The 18,071-nt window shown below is 73.4% G+C and carries 18 protein-coding genes and 1 pseudogene; 2 read left to right on the top strand and 17 right to left on the bottom strand.

The features are described from left to right. Positions 1-39: 39 nt before the first annotated feature. The 6 genes from ACFPA8_RS00705 to tsaB form a co-directional block, all read right to left on the bottom strand. On the bottom strand, positions 40-1,413 hold the full coding sequence (locus ACFPA8_RS00705) for a hypothetical protein (RefSeq protein WP_386440601.1): 1,374 nt from the start codon (positions 1,411-1,413) through the stop codon (positions 40-42). Continuing rightward, positions 1,403-3,559, bottom strand: coding sequence for a hypothetical protein (locus ACFPA8_RS00700; RefSeq protein WP_386440599.1), 2,157 nt, complete (start codon positions 3,557-3,559; stop codon positions 1,403-1,405). Before ACFPA8_RS00700 ends, ACFPA8_RS00705 begins: the two co-directional genes overlap by 11 nt. Before the next feature lie 130 nt (positions 3,560-3,689). Beyond that, positions 3,690-3,938 carry a hypothetical protein gene (locus tag ACFPA8_RS00695; protein ID WP_386440597.1) on the bottom strand — a complete coding sequence of 83 codons (249 nt, stop codon included), beginning with the start codon at positions 3,936-3,938 and terminating at the stop codon, positions 3,690-3,692. Further along, entirely contained in the window at positions 3,935-5,110 is a 1,176-nt protein-coding gene (tsaD, locus tag ACFPA8_RS00690) for a tRNA (adenosine(37)-N6)-threonylcarbamoyltransferase complex transferase subunit TsaD (protein WP_386440594.1), read from the bottom strand. The genes ACFPA8_RS00695 and tsaD overlap by 4 nt, the downstream gene beginning before the upstream one ends. Next, the gene (rimI, locus tag ACFPA8_RS00685; protein ID WP_386440592.1) at positions 5,103-5,645 is read right to left on the bottom strand and encodes a ribosomal protein S18-alanine N-acetyltransferase; all 543 of its coding nucleotides are present in this window, start codon (positions 5,643-5,645) and stop codon (positions 5,103-5,105) included. The genes tsaD and rimI overlap by 8 nt, the downstream gene beginning before the upstream one ends. Next, the gene (gene tsaB / locus ACFPA8_RS00680; protein WP_386440590.1) at positions 5,642-6,307 is read right to left on the bottom strand and encodes a tRNA (adenosine(37)-N6)-threonylcarbamoyltransferase complex dimerization subunit type 1 TsaB; all 666 of its coding nucleotides are present in this window, start codon (positions 6,305-6,307) and stop codon (positions 5,642-5,644) included. The genes rimI and tsaB overlap by 4 nt, the downstream gene beginning before the upstream one ends. 339 nt (positions 6,308-6,646) lie before the next feature. Here tsaB and ACFPA8_RS00675 point away from each other — a divergent pair, with 339 nt between their 5' ends. Further along, positions 6,647-7,210 carry a hypothetical protein gene (locus ACFPA8_RS00675; RefSeq protein ID WP_386440587.1) on the top strand — a complete coding sequence of 188 codons (564 nt, stop codon included), beginning with the start codon at positions 6,647-6,649 and terminating at the stop codon, positions 7,208-7,210. Between the two features lie 55 nt (positions 7,211-7,265). On the opposite strand, the gene ACFPA8_RS00670 is transcribed toward ACFPA8_RS00675, so the two are convergent. From ACFPA8_RS00670 to alr, 4 genes are all read right to left on the bottom strand, one after another. Next, positions 7,266-7,535: a hypothetical protein gene (locus tag ACFPA8_RS00670; protein WP_386440585.1), complete on the bottom strand. Its 270-nt coding sequence runs from the start codon at positions 7,533-7,535 to the stop codon at positions 7,266-7,268. 221 nt (positions 7,536-7,756) lie between these two features. Next, the gene (gene tsaE / locus ACFPA8_RS00665) at positions 7,757-8,341 is read right to left on the bottom strand and encodes a tRNA (adenosine(37)-N6)-threonylcarbamoyltransferase complex ATPase subunit type 1 TsaE (protein ID WP_386440582.1); all 585 of its coding nucleotides are present in this window, start codon (positions 8,339-8,341) and stop codon (positions 7,757-7,759) included. Positions 8,342-8,446: 105 nt separating this feature from the next. Next, complete coding sequence (locus ACFPA8_RS00660) at positions 8,447-9,901, bottom strand: alpha/beta fold hydrolase (RefSeq protein WP_386440580.1); 1,455 nt, start codon at positions 9,899-9,901, stop codon at positions 8,447-8,449. Next, entirely contained in the window at positions 9,898-11,100 is a 1,203-nt protein-coding gene (alr, locus tag ACFPA8_RS00655) for an alanine racemase (protein WP_386440577.1), read from the bottom strand. The genes ACFPA8_RS00660 and alr overlap by 4 nt, the downstream gene beginning before the upstream one ends. An 85-nt stretch (positions 11,101-11,185) precedes the next feature. On the opposite strand from alr, the gene ACFPA8_RS00650 reads away from it, so the two are divergent. Then, positions 11,186-11,674, top strand: a complete 489-nt coding sequence (locus ACFPA8_RS00650; protein WP_386440574.1) for a GNAT family N-acetyltransferase — start codon at positions 11,186-11,188, stop codon at positions 11,672-11,674. A 146-nt stretch (positions 11,675-11,820) separates the two neighbouring features. Here ACFPA8_RS00650 and ACFPA8_RS00645 read toward each other — a convergent pair whose 3' ends face one another. The 7 genes and pseudogenes from ACFPA8_RS00645 to rplM form a co-directional block, all read right to left on the bottom strand. Further along, positions 11,821-13,314, bottom strand: coding sequence for an NAD(P)H-hydrate dehydratase (locus ACFPA8_RS00645; RefSeq protein WP_386440571.1), 1,494 nt, complete (start codon positions 13,312-13,314; stop codon positions 11,821-11,823). Between the two features lie 29 nt (positions 13,315-13,343). Then, on the bottom strand, positions 13,344-13,712 hold the full coding sequence (locus ACFPA8_RS00640) for a holo-ACP synthase (protein ID WP_386440568.1): 369 nt from the start codon (positions 13,710-13,712) through the stop codon (positions 13,344-13,346). Positions 13,713-13,780: 68 nt separating this feature from the next. Beyond that, positions 13,781-14,530, bottom strand: a pseudogene (locus ACFPA8_RS00635) (glutamine--fructose-6-phosphate aminotransferase); the annotation flags it as partial. Between the two features lie 91 nt (positions 14,531-14,621). Then, a complete protein-coding gene (locus ACFPA8_RS00630; RefSeq protein WP_386440566.1) occupies positions 14,622-14,882 on the bottom strand; it encodes a hypothetical protein in 261 nt (86 codons plus the stop codon). Positions 14,883-15,160: 278 nt separating this feature from the next. Next, on the bottom strand, positions 15,161-16,519 hold the full coding sequence (gene glmM / locus ACFPA8_RS00625; RefSeq protein WP_386440563.1) for a phosphoglucosamine mutase: 1,359 nt from the start codon (positions 16,517-16,519) through the stop codon (positions 15,161-15,163). Between the two features lie 335 nt (positions 16,520-16,854). Then, positions 16,855-17,358, bottom strand: coding sequence for a 30S ribosomal protein S9 (gene rpsI / locus ACFPA8_RS00620; protein ID WP_386440561.1), 504 nt, complete (start codon positions 17,356-17,358; stop codon positions 16,855-16,857). 42 nt (positions 17,359-17,400) lie between these two features. Further along, positions 17,401-17,844 (bottom strand): 50S ribosomal protein L13, encoded by a 444-nt coding sequence (rplM, locus tag ACFPA8_RS00615; protein WP_189039230.1) that lies wholly within the window; start codon positions 17,842-17,844, stop codon positions 17,401-17,403. Positions 17,845-18,071 lie beyond the last annotated feature (227 nt).

Raw genomic sequence — 18,071 nt, 5'->3', positions numbered from 1 at the left:
CGGCGTGGCGGCGTGGCGGGGTAGGCGTCGGCGTGGCGGCTAACTCTTCGCTGTCCGCGAGAAGTCCCCGCGGATGACACGTTCGGTCAGTGTCTCCTCGCCGAGTGAGCCGTAACCCGTCGCGGCCCAGAGGCTGTTGTCCGCCGGCACCTCGAAGTACGGGACGTCGCGCCCCTCTCGGCGGTCGGTGAGCACTTCGGGCGCCCGGTGCGTGCGTACCGCTGTGCAGCACTCCTCGCAGGCGGCGACCAGCAGCGACTCGCGGCGTCCGAGCGGACGCCAGCGGATGCGGCGGGCGGCCCGGCCGTGCAGGGGGTGGAAGAAGCAGAGGGGGAGCGCGGGCTGCGGCTTCTGCTTCGCGGTGAGCTTCAGCGCCTTCCTGGCCGGCCGGCCGGCGGGCGCACGGGCGGCGCGGAGGCTGTCCCGACCCTCGGAGACGAGGGCGAGCGCACCCGCCAGATCCGGAATGCCACGCGCGGCATCGAGGACGGTGCCGGCCGCGGCGTAGGCGTCCAGAGCGCCCTGCAGGGCCGCGGCGGACCCGGCCGCCGTACCGCCGTCGGCCTCCGCCTCGCTCAACTCCTCGCCGAAGGCGACCACTTCATCATGGGCACGGCGGCGCAGCCCGCGTTCGTCGGCCGCACGCGCGGAGGCGAAGACCGAGTTCGGGGAGGAGAACGGCGTCGGAGCGGCACTCCGGCGGCGCCGTACGACGAAGAACGCTCCCCCGCCGACGAGGGCCAGCCCGGCCGGGACGAGGAGCAGGGGCAGGAGACCCGGACCCCGGCCGCCCTCTTCCTCCCCACGCTCCCCGCTGCCGCCGCCCGTCGCGGCCCCTTCCCCGCCGAGGTCCGCGGTGGCCTCCTCGTACAGTTCGCGTCCGTCTCCCGACTCCACGATCTCCACGGCGCGGGCGACCCTGGCGCCCAGGCTCTTCTCCTTCATCTCGTCCTCGAAGCCGACCACGGAGGCAGCCTCCCGCGCCTGGTGCTTCTCACCCGGCCATTCGCGGCCGTCGAGCCACGTGCTGCCCGTTTCGCTGGTCGTGATGAAGACGTACTCCTTGTTCGCGCCACCGCCCATGCGGTCGTGCACGACCTCCGTCAGCTGCTTGGACTCGCCGCCCCAGGGGTCGCCCTCCACCAGCGGGACGAGCACCACGTACAGGGGCAGCCCCGTGCGCTCGATCTGGTGGACGAGACGCCGCTGCCGGTCGGGCGGCACGGCCTGCTCGTACGCGGGGTCGACGTAGACCGGGGATTCGCGCAGGGCGTCCGCGATCTTCTCGCCGGGACTGGGGGGCGCCGCCCGGGCCGGGGCCGTGAGGCAGCCGAGCGCGAGGAGTGCGAGCGCGGTCGCCGCCAGTGCGCAGGGCACGCGGCGGGCGGGCGTACGGGCGGGCTCAGTGGACACCGAGATGCTCCAGGACGTTGTCGACGAGGTGATCCGTGGTGATGCCGGCGGGCCCCGAGGCGGCGAGCGGGCCCGGGAGCCGGTCGTAGGGGACGTACGGGCCGGAGCGGTCCCCGCGGAGGCGCAGCAGGCGCGCGTGCGGCGCTGTCTCTCTCGAGTCCGGTGCGGTCAGCGCCCGGCGGCAGGAGGAGCAGACGGGCTGGGAGCGGGCTCTGTCCATGCCTTCTCGCTTGAACTTGCCGGACCCGGCCGCAGCTCCGTGCAAGGGGTTGAGCGAGCAGAGCCGGGCTGCGTCGGCGCGGGCGCCGCCTGCCGCGCTCTCCCCCGTCAGCGCGGTGTGTCCGGCGCGCAGCAGCACGATGGCCGTGGCGAGCGTCGGTTCGTCTGCTTCCGCGTCCACGCGGCCGTCGCCCTCCTGGTCGAGCAGGAGCGTCGCGGCGTCGAGGCACTTCCATGCCCGGGCCCGGGAGGGGGCCGGGGAGCCGTCGGCCCGGCGGGTGAACTCGGCGTTCAGCCGGTCGAGTTCGCGGCGGGCCGACCTGCGGAGCCAGCCGGCGCCCGGCCGGGCCGGCGCATCGGGGACCTCGGGGACGAGCGCCGCACGGCCGCCTCCCGTCGGGCGGAGCCCGTTCCGCCCCTCCAGCCGTGCCCGCCGGCGCCGTACGCCCGTGAGCAGGGCGGCAGCCGCGCCCGTCACGACCGCGCCGCCGAGGGCGGCCGACACCGCAGTGCCCCAGAGGACTCCGGAGTAGACCGGAGGCAGGGCGTCCTCCTCGACCGGGTCCTCGGCGGGGAGCGGATCGAGGTACGGCTTGCCGGGCGGTCCGGACGGTACGTCCTCGATCCGGGCGGTCAGAGCCTTCAACTGCCCGTACAGATCGGGGGAGGTGCGTTCCAGATCGCCGTCGCGGCCGTAGCGGATCTCCTCCGTGTAGTCGTAGAGCTGCTCGTCGTCCAGCCTGGCGCCGTAGTTGACGACGGAGATGAAGCTTCCGTCGGGACGGGCGACGACGTAGACGGCGTCCTCGCGCAGGGCGCGGTGCAGGGCGCCGGCGAACAGGTCGCTGTCGCCGCCCGATTCGTCGTCGCTGCCCATCGGTACGACGGCGATCCGCACCGGCACGTCGAGCTTGCCGATGCTCTCGTTCAGCGCGCGGCGCTGTCCGGGGTCGAGGCCGGAAGGCGACTCCGGGTCGGTGTAGACGGGTTCGTCGCGCAGCCCTTCGACGACTCTCCCGGTACGGGCCTCCATGTCGGCCGCGGTGGGCGGCGGGTCGCCGCTGCTGCGCGTCTCGTCGAAGATCTGCGGAATCGCGGCCGCGACGACGACCGCCGCGGCGGCGGCCAAGGATGCCGTGTACCGCAGACGCGCCCACTGCGCGCCGGCCAGGCGCCGCAGTAGCAGTCCGAGCAGCAGGATCAGCAGCGGCACGCCGACGAGGAGAAGTCCCGCCAGGGAGCTCTGGTTCTCCCGGTCGGTCAGCGAGATGTAGAGGTCCGGCGGGTCGCTGTCCTGGTACTTCTCGGCGGCGGCCTCGGCGCGCCGGGCCGCTTCGCGATCGCCTGCGCGGAGCACGTCCACGAAGTGGGTGAACGCCCGCAACGGGCCCGCGTCACCGGGCAGTTCGTAGAGCGTCGCGCGGGAGGCGTTCTCCGCGGGAGAGTCCACACCGAAGTTCATGGCGTGGACGCGGATGCCGGTCTCGTCGAGCAGCACGTACAGGCCGTCGCGTCCGAGACGGTCGTGCACGGCGGCGAGCAGCGCCTCACCGCCGGCGCCGACGGCCGAGCTCGGCAGAAGGAGGACGTAGGTGCGTACGCCGGTTCGGGCGGCCTGTTCAGCGAAACGCGGAGCGGCGGAACGCGGGACCGAGCGCGGCACTTGGTCGGAGACGTGGACGGGGTTCTCGCGGAGCCGATCGGCCAGGTAGGCGGCCCGGCTGGAGCCGGCGGGCGCGGCTCCGGTGTGGTCGCGGGGTGCCGCGTGGACGCCGGGTGCCGCGTGGACGCCGGGTGCCGCGTGGACGCCGGGTGCCGCCGCGAAGGCTGCGAGGAACACCAGCAGCATCAGCAGCGGAGCGGTACCCGGGCCCGCACGGAACGGTCCGCGGCCGCGTCTGCCTGTGGTCTCCTGTCCGCCGGTCAACCCGCACCCCCGCTGTGCCGCTGTCCCCGTTGCCTGCTGCTGACAGGACGATATACGGCGACCGGACCGGGGGCCCTGACCGGCTGTGGCGGCCCCCGGGAACCCCCGTCCGCGCGGCGGTCCGCCCCGCTCAGACCCGCTCGAAGCGCCAGCGGTGCACGGGACGGGCCGTCAACTCCTCCGGTGGATCCGGGAGTTCGGGGAGGGGCGCCGAGAAGTCGGCCGACCACCAGGTGATGACCAGTACGCGTCCGCCCGGCGCCGTGAAGTTCTCACGGCGCAGCGGCTCCCGCTCGAGTCCGCCGGCGCACGCCCACTCCAGGAGGTCGCTTTCGCGGCCTTCCGCGGCCTTCGCCTCCCACATCAGTGCGACCGTCATGAGTAGAGGTTCTTCCGGCTGAGTTCGTGCACGTGGTCGTGGTCGTGGGTGTGGTCGTGGGTGTGACTGTGCGATTGGCCCTCCGAGGGGGCGTGGTCCTGCCCGTGCCGTCCGCCGCCGGGGGTGCCGCTGCCCGGCAGGTGCGGTTCCGTGACGGGCAGGGACGAGTCGGCGGGAAGGTCCCAGTCGGAAGCGGCACGGCGGCGGGCCACCATCTCCGCACCGAGGGCGGCGACCATCGCACCGTTGTCCGTGCACAGCTTGGGCCGCGGCACCCGCAGGGTGATGCCGGCGTCGGCGCAGCGTTCCTCAGCCATGGAGCGCAGCCGGGAGTTGGCGGCGACGCCGCCGCCGATCATCAGGTGGTCGACGCCTTCGTCCTTGCAGGCGCGGACGGCCTTGCGGGTGAGCACGTCGGTGACCGCCTCCTGGAAGGACGCGCTCACGTCCCGTACGGGCACCTCCTCGCCCGCGTTGCGCTTGGCCTCGATCCAGCGGGCGACAGCCGTCTTCAGGCCGGAGAAGGAGAAGTCGTAGGGAGCGTCCCGGGGTCCGGTCAGACCGCGCGGGAAGGCGATGGCCTCGGGATCGCCCTCGCGGGCGTACCTGTCGATGACCGGGCCGCCGGGGAAGCCGAGGTCGAGCACACGGGCCACCTTGTCGAAGGCCTCGCCCGCCGCGTCGTCGATGGTCGAGCCGAGGGGGCGCACGTCAGCCGTGATGTCGGGCGCGAGCAGCAGCGACGAGTGCCCCCCGGAGACGAGCAGCGCCATGGTCGGCTCCGGCAGCGCGCCGTGTTCGAGCTGGTCGACGCAGATGTGCGAGGCCAGGTGGTTCACGCCGTAGAGGGGCTTGCCCAGGGCGTACGCGTACGCTTTCGCCGCGCTGACGCCCACGAGCAGGGCGCCGGCCAGTCCGGGACCGGCCGTCACAGCGATGCCGTCGAGGTCGGAGGCGGAGACCCGGGCCTCGCGCAGGGCCCGCTCGATGGTGGGGACCATCGCCTCCAGGTGTGCGCGGCTGGCGACCTCGGGCACCACACCGCCGAAGCGGGCGTGCTCGTCCACGCTGGAGGCGACGGCGTCGGCGAGCAGGGTGTGGCCGCGGACGATGCCGACGCCGGTCTCGTCGCACGAGGTCTCGATTCCGAGGACGAGTGGTTCGTCAGCCATGGCTCCTGGTTCCTTGGGAGAGGTTCGGGGTGGTGTCGGAGAGGTCCAGACGCATCACCAGGGCGTCGACGTCACCGGGCTGGTAGTAGCCGCGGCGTACGCCTATGGGTGTGAAGCCGAAGCGTTCATAGAGGCGCTGGGCCGGAGCGTTGTCCACGCGGACCTCCAGCAGGACCTCGTGGCAGTCGCGGTCGCCGGCGGCGGCGAGCAGGGCACGCAGCAGGCGGGCGCCGAGGCCCGTACCGCGGTGGGACGGCAGCACCCCGATGGTCTGGATGTCGCCGGTTCCGCCGACCGCGGCGAGGCCGCCGTATCCGACGAGGGCCGGGCCCTGCGCGGTCCGCGTCTCGGCGACGAGGTAGCGCCGGGTGGCGTCCGGGCCGCGGGCGTGCGCCAGTTCGGACCAGAACAGACCGGCGGACCAGGCGTCCTCCGGGAAGAGATCCCTTTCGAGCGCGAGGACGCCTTCGATGTCCCACCAGCGCATCTCACGGAGCTCGACGCCCGCACCCGCGCCGGCACCTGCCCCGGTCACCTCGGCGTGACCACCTTGTAGTTGGCGGGGACTCGGGCGTCGGGGCGGCGCAGGTAGAGCGGCCGGGGCGGCAGGAACTCCTCCCCCTCGGCCAGCTTCTCGGCGGCGAGGCACGCGAGCGCCGCAGCCGACTGGTCGAGAGGCAGGTCCGTGCGGAGACCCTTGAACGTCTCCTCGTACAGCCGCGCGCCCGCACCGACAGCGGGCATCCGCAGCACCTCGTCGGGGAGTTCGGCGGGACGGTCGACCGCCGCGTCGCCGGTCCGCGTACGGGCGTCGGCGTACCGCGCCCAGTAGACCTCCTTGCGCCGGGCGTCCGTCGCCACGACGAAGGGGACGTCGAGACCCGAGGCGTACGCGATGCCGTCCAGCGTGCACAGTCCCAGCACCGGGATGCCCAAGGCCGCACCGAACGCCTCGGCAGTCGCGAGGCCGACGCGCAGGCCCGTGTAGGGGCCGGGGCCGACGCCGACGACGATGCGCCCCACGTCGTGCAGGGTGCAGCCGGCGTCCCGCAGCACCCGGTCGACGGTGGGCAGCAGCAGCTCGCCGTGGCGGCGCGCGTCGATCTGGTCGGCGGCGGCGAGCACGCGGTCCCCGTCCGTGTCGTACAACGCGACGGTGACGGCGGGCGTGGCGGTGTCAAGAGCGAGCAGCAGCACGGAAACCAGCCTACGGCGGATGCCGGGCAGCTTGCTCCGGGGACCCCTGCGCGACGCTTTCGGGTGACTCGGCGGGCCCCGGCGGAGAGACCCGCCGGACGGGATCGGGCGGTGCGTCGCACAGCGGTGGCCTTCGCTCCGGCTTCCACCGGCGGATGCCGGGGCCCGTGCCGGGGTGACGGACGGCGCTCGGCGCGGGCTCCGAGTGCCGACTGCTACGGTCGTCCCCAGCGCAGGCGGGGACGCCCGCAGGTGGGACGCCCGCAGGCCGGGCGCGGGCGGGCGGGGCGCGTCGGGCGCCCGGGGCAGAGGCGGACATCGGAGAGGCGGCGTCACACGGTGGCACGGGGCAGCAGCGCGGGAGCGGTCGTGGCCGGTCTGACGGCGGCAGCCTTCGCCGTCATCGGATTCTTCGCCTACCAGGCGGACGCCGCGCACGACCGCATGAAGGCCGACTCGGCGAAGTCCTCCGAGGATTCCTCCCGTTCACCTTCGAAGGGCTCCGACGGCGGCGCGCAGCAGGGCGCACCGCCCGCGGCCTCCGGCACCGGCGAACGCGTCGTCTACTCCCTGAAGCGCGACCGGGTGTGGCTGGTCGGCGCGAACGAGAGGGTGAAGCGCACCTTCGGGGTGAAGCCCAGCTCGGTCGATCCGGACCCCGGCGCGTACAAGGTCGAGTCCCGCGCGTCGCACGTGACCGGCTCCGACGGAGTCCCTGTCGAGAACGTGGTGCGTTTCGCGACGAGCCAGGGCACGACCATAGGGTTCAGCGCCGCACTCGACGGCTCGCTGCCGGACCCGGAGCCGGGGCAGACCACCGGCGGCATCCGCGAGCGCCGCGAGGACGGCGAGGCCATGTGGCTCTTCGCCACGATCGGCACGAAGGTCGTCGTCGTCCGATAGTGCTGCGGCTGCGGCCGGGACGGTTCCCGGTGATTCCCGGTGAACTGTCCGCGGTTCAGGCCGCGTCGCGCGTCGGCTGCCGCCGCGACCCTGCTCCCCGGGAGCCGGTCCCGGACTCGCCGACCGCGCCCGCCGCTCCGGACGTACTGCCGGACGGGCCCGCGGATTCGTCGCCGTCGGACGGCGGTTTCGAAACCGCGTCGGACGGCGGTTTCGAGACCGCGTCGGCGGCGGCGCAGGAGGCCAGCAGCGTGCGCATCGACACCCCGGCCGCCGACGGGGCCGGCGGCGCGCCGCGCTCCTGCTCTCGCTCTTCGGCCGACATGGTCCCTCCCGAAGGCTGGGGGGCGGGTGGTTGAGGTTAGTGAGGCAGACCTAACCCCCACTGCACACCCCATCTGACCACGCCTGCCTTCGCGCACGCAACATCTTGCCGACACCATGTCGGGACGTCGTCGGGGCCTGCTCCGCGTCCGTCACGGAAAGGGAGCCGCCCCCGGAGCCGCCCCCGTGCGAGCCTCGTCCACCCCGCACCGTGGCGTGCCGTCACCCCAGGACGGCCAGGTCCTCACCGACCCAGCGCTCGCCGATCCCGGTCACCGTCACGGTCCGTACGCCGTCGGCCGCCGCCGCGTCCGCCGGATCCGCCCCGGCCGCGTCGCCCGTACCGTCGCCTCCCGCCGCTCTCCCGATGACGACGTGGAGCCGGCCCTCGGAGAGCTCCTCGACCCGGCCCTCGCCCCACTCCACGACCACGACCGATTCGGGGAGCGAGACGTCCAGGTCCAGGTCGTCCATCCCCTCCAGTCCGCTGCCGCCCAGCCGGTAGGCGTCGACGTGCACCAGAGGCGGCCCGTCGCCCAGCGAAGGGTGCACGCGTGCGATGACGAACGTCGGAGAGGTCACGGAGCCCCGCACGCCGAGCCCTTCACCGAGCCCGCGGGCGAGCGTGGTCTTGCCCGCGCCGAGCTCTCCCGTCAGCAGGACGAGGTCGCCGGGGCGCAGCAGTGCGGCGATGCGCAGGCCCAGTTCCCGCATCCGCTCGGGGGTCGGGACGTCGGTCGTCTGCTGTACTGCGAATGCTCCGGCCGCCGAAGGCCGGGTCTCCGCCGGGGAGTGTGGTGCTTCCATGCGTCCGGATGGTACGCGCGGCAGCGTGGACGCCGCGTCGCGTCGGCCCGCGCCGGGACGGACCCCCACGGGGGTCTCCGGCTCGTGCACAACGGCCCGCGCTGCTCAGCGACCCGTGCGCCCCCGCCGCCGCTCGTACGTCAGCGCGCGGGCGATCAGCTGCGCCAGCGCCTCGTTGACGACGTGCGGGCGCTCCAGCATCGACAGGTGCCCGGTGTCGCCGAGGATCCGCAGCCGGGACGAGGGGAGGGCGGCCGCGATGGCTTCGCTGTGCCCGTAGGGCGTGAGCAGGTCCGCCTCGCCCGCCAGTACGAGCGAGGGGCGCCCGTCGAAGGCTGCGAGCGCCTCCTTCTTCTCGTGCGCCTCGAAAGCCGGGTAGAACTCGGCGACCACGTCGATCGGCACGGACTCGATCAGTCGTTCCGCGAAGCGCGCCACCCCCGGGTCGACGTCGTGTCCGCTGCCGAAGGAGTAGCGCTTGACCAGGCCGGCGAGGAGGTCGGCAGCCGCACGCCGGCCCCGCTCGACCAGCGCGGTCTGCGAGACCAGCGCCTTGAGCACACCGGGCACCGCACGTCTGACGGCCTTCACTCCCACTGCCGGCAGGGGCAGTCCGTACGACACCTCGCTCAGCCCGCCCGCGCTGGTGCCGATGAACGCGACTCCGGTCACGCGCTCGGCGACGAAGTCCGGGTACTGGTCGGCGAGCGCCATCACCGTCATGCCGCCCATGGAGTGTCCGACGAGGACGAGGGGGCCTTCGGGGGCGGCCTCGTCGAGCACGGCTCTGAGGTCCCTGCCGAGCTCGTCGATGGTGACCGGGCGGCCGACGGGGGCGCGGCCGGAGCGGCCGTGACTGCGCTGGTCCCAGTAGACGGCGCGGACGGCGCCGCGCAGCGCGGCCCGCTGGAAGTGCCAGACGTCCTGGCTCAGGCAGTAGCCATGGGTGAAGACGACTGTGGGCGGTCGCTCGTCGGCAGCGCCCGGGCCACCGGCAGCGGCAGGCGAGCCGTCGTCCTGCGCCGGCTCCGTGCCGGAGACGTGCCGGGCCCCGAAACGCCGCCCCAGCAGCCGCAGGAGCCGGTTGCGCTGGGGACCGCCCTGCCGCGCGCCCCCGTCCGCCCCGGTCTCGATCCGTACGGGTTCCACGGTCGGACCGCCCACCCCGTCGCCCGCGGAGGCCGCGGAGTCCGCGGTGGCGCCCTCGTAGTCGGCGACCTCGTCCGTCTCGAAGTACAGCTCGGTGCCGTCCTCCGCGTGGGCCGTCCCCGCCGTGCCCCGCAGCGCGCCGTAGGGGCCCGCGGCGTCCAGCGCCAGCCGCGCCTTACGACGCACGGCCCGGTTGACCGTCATCCTCTCGAAGGCGACACCCGCGGCGACCAGGCCCAGGGTCGCACCCGCCACTCCGGCGCGGCGCCCCCAGCCCGCCGCGCTTCCGCCCGACACGGCCTCGACGGCGTTCACTGCGGCCGGCGGACCGACGTCACCGGCCGCGCTGATCGCCGCGACGGCTCTGGCCGCGGCGTCCGCGATCTCTTCCGCCTCCGTACTCGCGCTCATCTGCTCCGACCCCCCGTACTCGCGCGCACGTTCGTATACGTCCGGGATACCCGGGTGCTGATGCGCGTAACGATCTCGTACGAGATGGTGCCTGCGGCGCGCGCCCAGTCCTCGGCGGTGGGCTCGCCCCGGTCGCCCGGTCCGAAGAGCACCACCTCGTCACCTGCCGACGCCGTGTCGCCACCGAGGTCCACCACGAACTGGTCCATGGCGACGCGCCCCGCGATCGTGCGCCACTTGCCCGCAGCCAGGACCGGAGCCGTGTTGGAGGCGTGCCGGGGAACGCCGTCCGCGTATCCGAGCGGCACCAGGCCGAGGGTCGTCGGTCCCGGAGTGCGGTAGCTGTACCCGTAGCTGACGCCGTGCCCGCCCGGTACGTCCTTCACCAGCGCCAGCGCGGCGGTGAGCGTCATCGCGGGACGCAGCCCCAGCTCGGCGGCGACGCCCACCTGCGGGGACGGGGAGAGCCCGTAGAGGGAGACGCCCGGCCGCACGAGGTCGAAGTGCGACTCGGGGAGGGTGAGCGTCGCGGGAGAGTTGGCGTGATGTCGCACTTCGGGGTCGAGGCCCGCCCGTTCCGCGACGGCGAGCGCCTCGCGGAAGGCTTCGAGCTGCGCCGCGTTGGCCGGGTGCCCCGGCTCGTCGGCGCAGGCGAAGTGCGACCAGACGCCCGTCACCTGGACCGCGCCCTCGGCCTCGGCGGCACGTGCGGCTGCGACCAGGTCCGGCCAGTCGGCGGGCTGGCTCCCGCTCCGGCCCAGCCCCGTGTCGACCTTGAGGTGCACCCGGGCTGCGCGTCCGGTCGCCCGGGCGGCCGCGACGATCTCGTCCAGCGCCCACAGGCCGCTCGCGGAGACGTCGATATCGGCGTCCACGGCCTCCCGCCACGGCCCGCCCGGCGTCCACAGCCAGCTCAGCAGACGCCCGCGGTCCCCGGCCTCGCGCAGGGCGAGGGCTTCCTGGGGCGTGGCGGTGCCCAGCCAGGTGGCGCCCGCTTCCCTCGCCGCGCGGGCGCACGGCACGGCCCCGTGCCCGTACCCGTCCGCCTTCACCACTGCCATCAACTCCGCGCGCGGTGCGCAGGCGCGGAGCGTCCGTACGTTGGCGCGGACGGCTTCCAGGTCGATCTCGGCACGGGCACGGCACGCCGCCGATCCGGGCGGCGCCGGGGAAGCCGGGGGCTGAAACTGATCGTTCACGCTGTCAGTGTCTCAGGCGGACCAGAGCGGCAGTTCCCCGCACATACGGCGAAATCCGCTTGCGGTGGTGCGGAGAATGACAGGCATGACCTGGACGATCGTGCCCACGCCCGTGGGCGGTCCCGCTGCCGTCGCCGTGTTCCGTGCATACCTCGCGGACATCGTGTCCCGCTACCACGGACGCCCCGCGACGGACAGCGAGGTGGAGGCCGCCGCCGCGGACGCTCCCGGTGACGGTCTGGCGCCGCCGCACGGCACCTTCCTGCTCGCCCGTGACAGCGAGGGGGCCGTCGTCGGCTGTGCCGGGGTGCGGCTGATGGACGCCAAGATCGCGGAGCTGACGCGCGTCTGGACCGCCCCCTGCGCCCGGGGACGGGGGCTGGGAAGCGCGCTCGTGGCGGAGGCCGAGCAGGCGGCCGTCAGGCTGGGCGCCTCGGCCGTGCGGCTCGACACCCGGCACGACCTCACGGAGGCGCGGCGCCTGTACGCCCGCCTGGGATACGCGGAGATCGCGCCGTACCACGACGGTCCGTACGCGGACCATTTCTTCGAGAAGCGCCTGCTGGACGACTGAACCAGCCGGGCGGTACCGGGCGGGGGCGAGCAACTGGGCTCGCGGTCCCGGCAGTCCGGCGGTCCCAGCCGTCCGGCGGTTCCGGCAGTCGGACAGCGGTCAGGGGGCCTGGGGGCCTGGGGGTCGGCCCGCCGTCAGCGCCGCCCTCAGCCCGCCAGAAGATCCCGCCATGCCGCGTTCAGCGCCTCCGCGACGTCCGACGCCCCGGCCGGCCGGGGCGCGAACCGTCCCGCCATCCCGTGCACATAGGCGCCGACCGACGCGGCGTCGCGGCCGTCCAGCCCCGCGGCGAGCAGTGCGCCGATCAGCCCGGAGAGCACGTCACCGGTCCCGGCCGTGGCCAGCCATCCGGTGCCCGTCGGGTTGATCCGCACCGGAGCGCCCCCGCCACCGTCAGGGCCGCCGCCCGGCCCGCCGGCAGAGCCGCGGCCCTCCGCCACGACCGTCGTCGACCCCTTCAGCAGGACCGTCGCCCCCGTACGCCCGGCCAGCTCCCGTGCGGCCGCCAGCCGCCGCGCCTCGACGTCCCCGCGCTCCCAGCCGAGCAGCGCCGCCGCCTCCCCCGCGTGCGGGGTCAGCACGGTGGGGGCCGTACGCGCGCGCAGTGCCGCCTCGTCCGCCAGGCGCAGGCCGTCGGCGTCGATCAGCACCGGCACGTCCGCCGCCAGTACGTCCTCCAGCCGCTCCTTGTCCTCCCCCAGCCCGGACCCGACGGCCCACGCCTGCACGCGCCCCGCCTTGCTCGGCGGCCCGGCCGAGACCAGCGCCTCCGGATGGCGGGCGATCACCGCGTCCCCCGCCGGCCCCACGTACCGCACCGCTCCGGCACCCCCGCGCAGCGCACCCGACACGGCGAGCACGGCCGCACCCGGATACCGCGCCGAACCGGCGACCACCCCGACGACGCCCCGCCGGTACTTGTCGCTGTCCGCACCCGGGCGCGGCAGCAGCGCCGCGACCTCCGCGTGCTGCAGCGCTTCGGCCGCCGGGGTCTCCGGAAGGTGCGGGCCCAGGCCGATGTCCACGAGCCGCAGCGCCCCCGCGTGCTCCCGTGCGGGATCGGCGAGCAGCCCCGGCTTGTACGCGCCGAAAGTGACCGTCGCGTCCGCCCGTACGGCCACGCCCTGCACCTCGCCCGTGTCGGCGTCGACGCCGCTCGGCAGGTCCACGCTCACGACCGGCGCGCGCACGGCGTCCATCAACTCCACGGCCACCGGCCGCAGTCCGCCTTTGCCGCCGATGCCCACGATGCCGTCCACCACGAGATCCGCCCGGGCGATCACCGGCTCCACCGGGACGGACTCCCCCTCGACCACGGCGCCCGGCGCCACGAGCACCCGCCCGCCGGCCGCCCGCAACGCGGCCAGGCCGCCCTCGTGGACCCGCTCCGGCGAGAGCAGTACGGCGCTCACCCCCGCCCCGCGCCGCGCGAGCCGGGCCCCGGCATGGAGGGCGTCACCGCCGTTGTCGCCGCTGCCGACGAGGAGCACGACACGGCTGCCGTACGTACGCCCCAGCATGCCCGCACAGGCGGCGGCCAGACCGGCGGCCGCCCGCTGCATCAGCACCCCGTCGGGCAGCCGCTCCATCAGCTCCCGCTCAGCGGCCCGTACGGTCTCCACGCTGTAAGCAGTCCTCATGCCCCCAGTCTGACCGACGGCGCGGAGCCTCACCCCTCCGCGATGACCACGGCGGAGGCGATCCCCGCGTCGTGCGACAGGGACAGATGCCATCCGCGCACGCCCAGGAGTTCGGCCTGAGCCGCGACGGTGCCGCGCACCTGGAGCGAGGGCTGCCCCGAGTCCGCGACGACCACTTCCGCGTCTGTCCAGCTCATCCCGCCGGGTGCACCGAGTGCTTTCGCCAGGGCCTCCTTCGCGGCGAAGCGCGCGGCGAGGGAGGCCACGCCCCTGCGTTCACCGGTGGGCAGCCACAACTCGGCCTGCACGAAGAGCCGTTCGGCGAGTATCGGTGTCCGCTTCAGGGCCTGGCCGAACCGTTCGATCTCGGCGACGTCGATGCCCACCCCGACGATCAACGCGGACTCCCGCCCGACGTCTCCCGCACGGCGTCCCCGCCTGTGTCCCTGTCCGCTGCGGCCCCGCTTCCGCCGGCGCCGTCCGCGCCGAGGTCACTGTCCACCCGGTACGTGCGCACGTCCACCGGCACCCCCTCGAAGTCTGTGATCCGCACCCCGTCCCGGTGCAGCACCACGACCTGGTCGTCGCCCACAGCCGCAGCCTCACGGGCGTACGGCGCGAACACGGCGTCGTCGGACGCCAGGAACAACTCCCCCTCCCCGAGTCCGGCCGTCAGCGGCAGACCCCGGGACGCCCCCACGACCACCTCCGGCTCGTCCGCGTGCACCGCGACCAGCGCGAAGTCGCCCACCAGCCGGCGGCAGACCTGGCGCATCGCCTCGGCGAGGTCGCCGCAGGAGGAGAAGTGCTCGGCGAGCAGATGGGCAGCGGCCTCGGTGTCCGTCGCGGAGGCGAGTTCGTGACCGCGGCGGGCCAACTCCTCCCGCAGCCCGGCACAGTTGTCGATGACGCCGTTCTGCACGACTGCGACCCGCCCGGAGTTGTCCAGGTGCGGATGTGCGTTCGCGTCGACCGGCGGGCCGTGCGTGGCGCGCCTGATGTGCCCGATGCCCGTGGTTCCGGCCGGAAGCGGACGTTCCGTCAACTCCGCCTGGAGATCGGCGAACGTGCCTGCCTTCTTCGCCGCCGCCAGTCCGCCGTCCACGAGTACGGCGGCACCGGCGGAGTCGTAGCCGAGATGTTCCAGCCGCCGCAGCCCGGAGAGGATCACATCGAGGGCGGAGCGCCCTCCTGCGTACGCAACGATTCCGCACATGCGAGCAGCCTATTCGGCGCCCGGACACGCGACGACACCACGCGGACGGCCCGACGCCCGCTCCACAGAGCCGAGCGACTCCGTGCTGCCGTCAGTGACCGCGCGCTATCCGCTCTATGGCGTCCTCCATCAGCTCCAGGTACTCCGCTTCCTCACAGCGCGGTTTGCTGCCCACGACGTACATGTCCAGGGTCTCCGTCAGGTCCTCGCCGAAGTCCTCGTCCGGGAGGTCCTCGAGCGCCAGGTCGCTCTGTATGCGCGCTGCGAAGTCCCTCTTCGACACCGGCTCGGTAAGGCCGGGACGTCTTCGTATGCGGTACTTGAGGCTCATGCGGCCGATGCGGTGTGACATGCGGGGAAACGTAGCGGCAAACCCCACGGTCCGTACACCGTCCGTGCATACCGTTTTCACGGCCGGTTGCGATCCGGCAGCACCCGCAGAACGGGCCCGTGAACACGAAGCCGTACGTCGATCAGGGCTTCCCCGAGTCGTACGGGAGTTCACACGGCGGCAGAACGTCGCTCCCACCCGCGGCAGCCACCCTCCAGCCCACAAGGGCCGCGGCCACACGGTGCGGCGGGTCTCCCTCCGCAAGCTCCGAGCGGGAGCCGGCCCGCCGGCTCCCCGGCTCAGCCGAGCGAGCTCTTGACCACGTCCGCCAGCCGCCCGGCCACCGAATCGGCCTGTTCCTTGTCGGCGGCCTCCACCATCACCCGTACGAGCGGCTCGGTGCCCGAGGAGCGCAGCAGGACCCTGCCCGTGCGGCCCAGTTCCCTCTCCGCGTCGCTGACGGCGGCGGCCAGCTCGGCGGAGGTGTCCACCCGGCTCTTGTCGACGTCCCGCACGTTGATGAGGACCTGCGGCAGCCGCTCCATCACGTCGGCCAGCTCCGCCAGCGGCTTGCCCGTGTCGGCGACGCGAGCGGCGAGCATCAGCCCGGTCAGCGTGCCGTCACCGGTGGTCGCGTGGTCGAGCGCGATGACGTGCCCGGACTGCTCACCGCCCAGCGCGTACCCGCCGCGCTTCATCTCCTCCAGCACGTAGCGGTCGCCGACGGCCGTCTGGAGCACCTCGATGCCTTCGCGCGCCATGGCCAGCTTGAAACCGAGATTCGACATGACGGTGGCCACCACGGTGTCCTTGCGGAGCCGCCCCGCGTCCTTCATCGCGAGGGCCAGCACGGCCAGGATCTGGTCGCCGTCGATCTCCTCGCCCTGGCCGTCCACGGCCAGGCAGCGGTCCGCGTCCCCGTCGTGCGCGACGCCGAAATCGGCCTCGTGCTCCACGACGGCCGCCCGCAGCCCCTGCATGTGGGTCGAGCCGCAGCCGTCGTTGATGTTCAGCCCGTCGGGGTCGGTACCGAGGGTGATCACCTCGGCGCCCGCGCGGGCGAACGCCTCCGGGGAGACGCGCGAAGCCGCACCGTGCGCACCGTCGATGACGACCTTCAGGCCGTCCAGCCGGTTCGGCAGTACGCCCACGAGGTGCGCCACGTAGTTGTCGAAGCCCTCGTCGTAGTCGCGGACCCTGCCCACTCCGGAGCCCGTCGGCCTGGCCCAGGACTGGCCGGCGCCGTGCTCCCGGTACAGCGACTCGATGCGGTCCTCCAGCTCGTCGGCGAGCTTGTGCCCGCCCTGCGCGAAGAACTTGATGCCGTTGTCCGGCATCGGATTGTGACTGGCGGAGAGCATCACGCCGAGATCCGCGCCGAGCGACCCCGTCAGGTACGCGACCGCGGGAGTCGGCAGCACACCCACCCGCAGGACGTCGACCCCGGCGCTGGCGAGGCCCGCCACCACTGCCGCCTCCAGGAACTCTCCGGAGGCACGCGGGTCCCGTCCGACCACGGCCACCGGCCGGTGTCCCTCGAACGAGCCCACTTCGGCGAGCACATGTGCCGCCGAGACGGACAGACCGAGCGCGAGCTCGGCCGTCAGGCCTTCGTTGGCGACACCGCGCACGCCGTCCGTACCGAAGAGTCGTCCCACTTGTGGTTCCTCCGAGTCCGAGTCGAGTACGAGCACCAGGCCGGGGGGCGGGAGCCCGACCCGAGTGCGAGCTTCATCAAGTGCTCACCGGGCCGGCGCCGGCCGCTGCGCACGGACCGCCCGCCGCCGTCCGTTTCCGGAGGCACCGGGCCCGTCCGGTCTGTGCAAGGTATCCGCCGCGCGCCCGTCCACAGCGCTTCCCCGCACCACGGCGCGCTCACGCACCCCGCAGCCGGACCGCGCGTCCTCCTCATAGACGAACGCCCCGGGGGCACGGTTTCGTACCCCCGGGGCGGTCGCACAGCTGCGGTGAGCAATGCAGCCAGTGCCGCGCCTCAGCGCTTGCTGTACTGCGTGCCCTTACGGGCCTTCTTCAGACCGGCCTTCTTCCGCTCGACGGCGCGAGCGTCACGGGTGAGGAAGCCGGCCTTCTTCAGCGGACCACGGTTGTTGTCCGTGTCCGCCTCGTTCAGCGCACGGGCCACACCGAGGCGCAGCGCGCCCGCCTGGCCCGAGATGCCGCCGCCGTTGATGCGGGCGACGACGTCGTAGCGGTCGTCCAGCTCGAGCACCTTGAAGGGCTCGTTGACTTCCTGCTGGTGCACCTTGTTCGGGAAGTAGCCCTCGAGGGTCCGGCCGTTGATCTTCCAGCGGCCGCTGCCCGGGACGATGCGGACGCGGGCGACGGCGTTCTTGCGGCGGCCGGTGCCGGCAGCCGGCTGCGGGTCGCCGAAGCGGGATGCGAGGGACTCGGAGGTGAACTCCTCCGGCGCCTCGGGGGTCTCGGTCGTGTACTCCTCGACGCCCTCGACGGGGGTCTCAGCAGTGGTCTCGGCCACGATTCTCCTCAACTTCTCTCTGTGTCAGGTAGGTGGCCGGACTTACTGCGCGACCTGGCTGATCTCGAACGGCACCGGCTGCTGGGCGCTGTGCGGGTGCTGGTCGCCCGCGTAGACCTTCAGCTTCGAAAGCATCTGACGGCCCAGCGAATTCTTGGGGAGCATGCCCTTGACCGCCTTCTCGACGGCCTTCTCCGGGTTCTTCTCCAGCAGCTCGTCGTAGCGGACGGACCGCAGACCACCCGGGTAACCGGAGTGGCGGTAGGCCATCTTCTGGATCCGCTTGTTGCCGGAAAGGTGCACCTTGTCGGCGTTGATGATGATGACGAAGTCACCGGTGTCGACATGAGGCGCGTACACCGGCTTGTGCTTGCCCCGGAGAAGGGTGGCGGCCTGGGTGGCCAGACGGCCCAGGACAACGTCCTGCGCGTCGATGACGTGCCACTGGCGCTGGACATCGCCGGGCTTGGGGCTGTACGTACGCACGGTCGTAGCCTTCGCTTCTGTGAGTGGGTCTCTCTGAGCGCGGGGCCCAGGAGAAAGGTCCTGACAAGGCCACCTGGCAGATCACGACAGGCTTGACCACACCGCGGTGACGCGGGCCGCGGGTACTGGTCGCTGGTCATCGGCCGGTGGGCCGGGTGTAAGGCCCTCCCACGTGAGAATGAGCAAGCCAATACACACAACGAACCGGCAGCTTACCGGGGCGCACC

Source organism: Streptomyces ovatisporus, assembly GCF_042653885.1.
In the GTDB taxonomy this organism is placed as follows: domain Bacteria; phylum Actinomycetota; class Actinomycetes; order Streptomycetales; family Streptomycetaceae; genus Streptomyces; species Streptomyces ovatisporus.
The sequence above is the reverse complement of the archived record's forward strand: the minus strand, read 5'-3'. Positions and strand labels throughout refer to the sequence as shown.

Excerpts from the sequence above, each read along its gene's own strand:
- tsaD (WP_386440594.1), bottom strand. The coding sequence starts at position 5,110 with ATGGCTGACGAACCACTCGTCCTCGGAATCGAGACCTCGTGCGACGAG.
- tsaE (WP_386440582.1), bottom strand. The coding sequence starts at position 8,341 with ATGGAAGCACCACACTCCCCGGCGGAGACCCGGCCTTCGGCGGCCGGA.
- ACFPA8_RS00630 (WP_386440566.1), bottom strand. The coding sequence starts at position 14,882 with ATGTCACACCGCATCGGCCGCATGAGCCTCAAGTACCGCATACGAAGA.
- ACFPA8_RS00670 (WP_386440585.1), bottom strand. The coding sequence starts at position 7,535 with ATGTCGGCCGAAGAGCGAGAGCAGGAGCGCGGCGCGCCGCCGGCCCCG.
- ACFPA8_RS00660 (WP_386440580.1), bottom strand. The coding sequence starts at position 9,901 with ATGAGCGCGAGTACGGAGGCGGAAGAGATCGCGGACGCCGCGGCCAGA.
- ACFPA8_RS00695 (WP_386440597.1), bottom strand. The coding sequence starts at position 3,938 with ATGACGGTCGCACTGATGTGGGAGGCGAAGGCCGCGGAAGGCCGCGAA.
- ACFPA8_RS00645 (WP_386440571.1), bottom strand. The coding sequence starts at position 13,314 with ATGAGGACTGCTTACAGCGTGGAGACCGTACGGGCCGCTGAGCGGGAG.
- ACFPA8_RS00650 (WP_386440574.1), top strand. The coding sequence starts at position 11,186 with ATGACCTGGACGATCGTGCCCACGCCCGTGGGCGGTCCCGCTGCCGTC.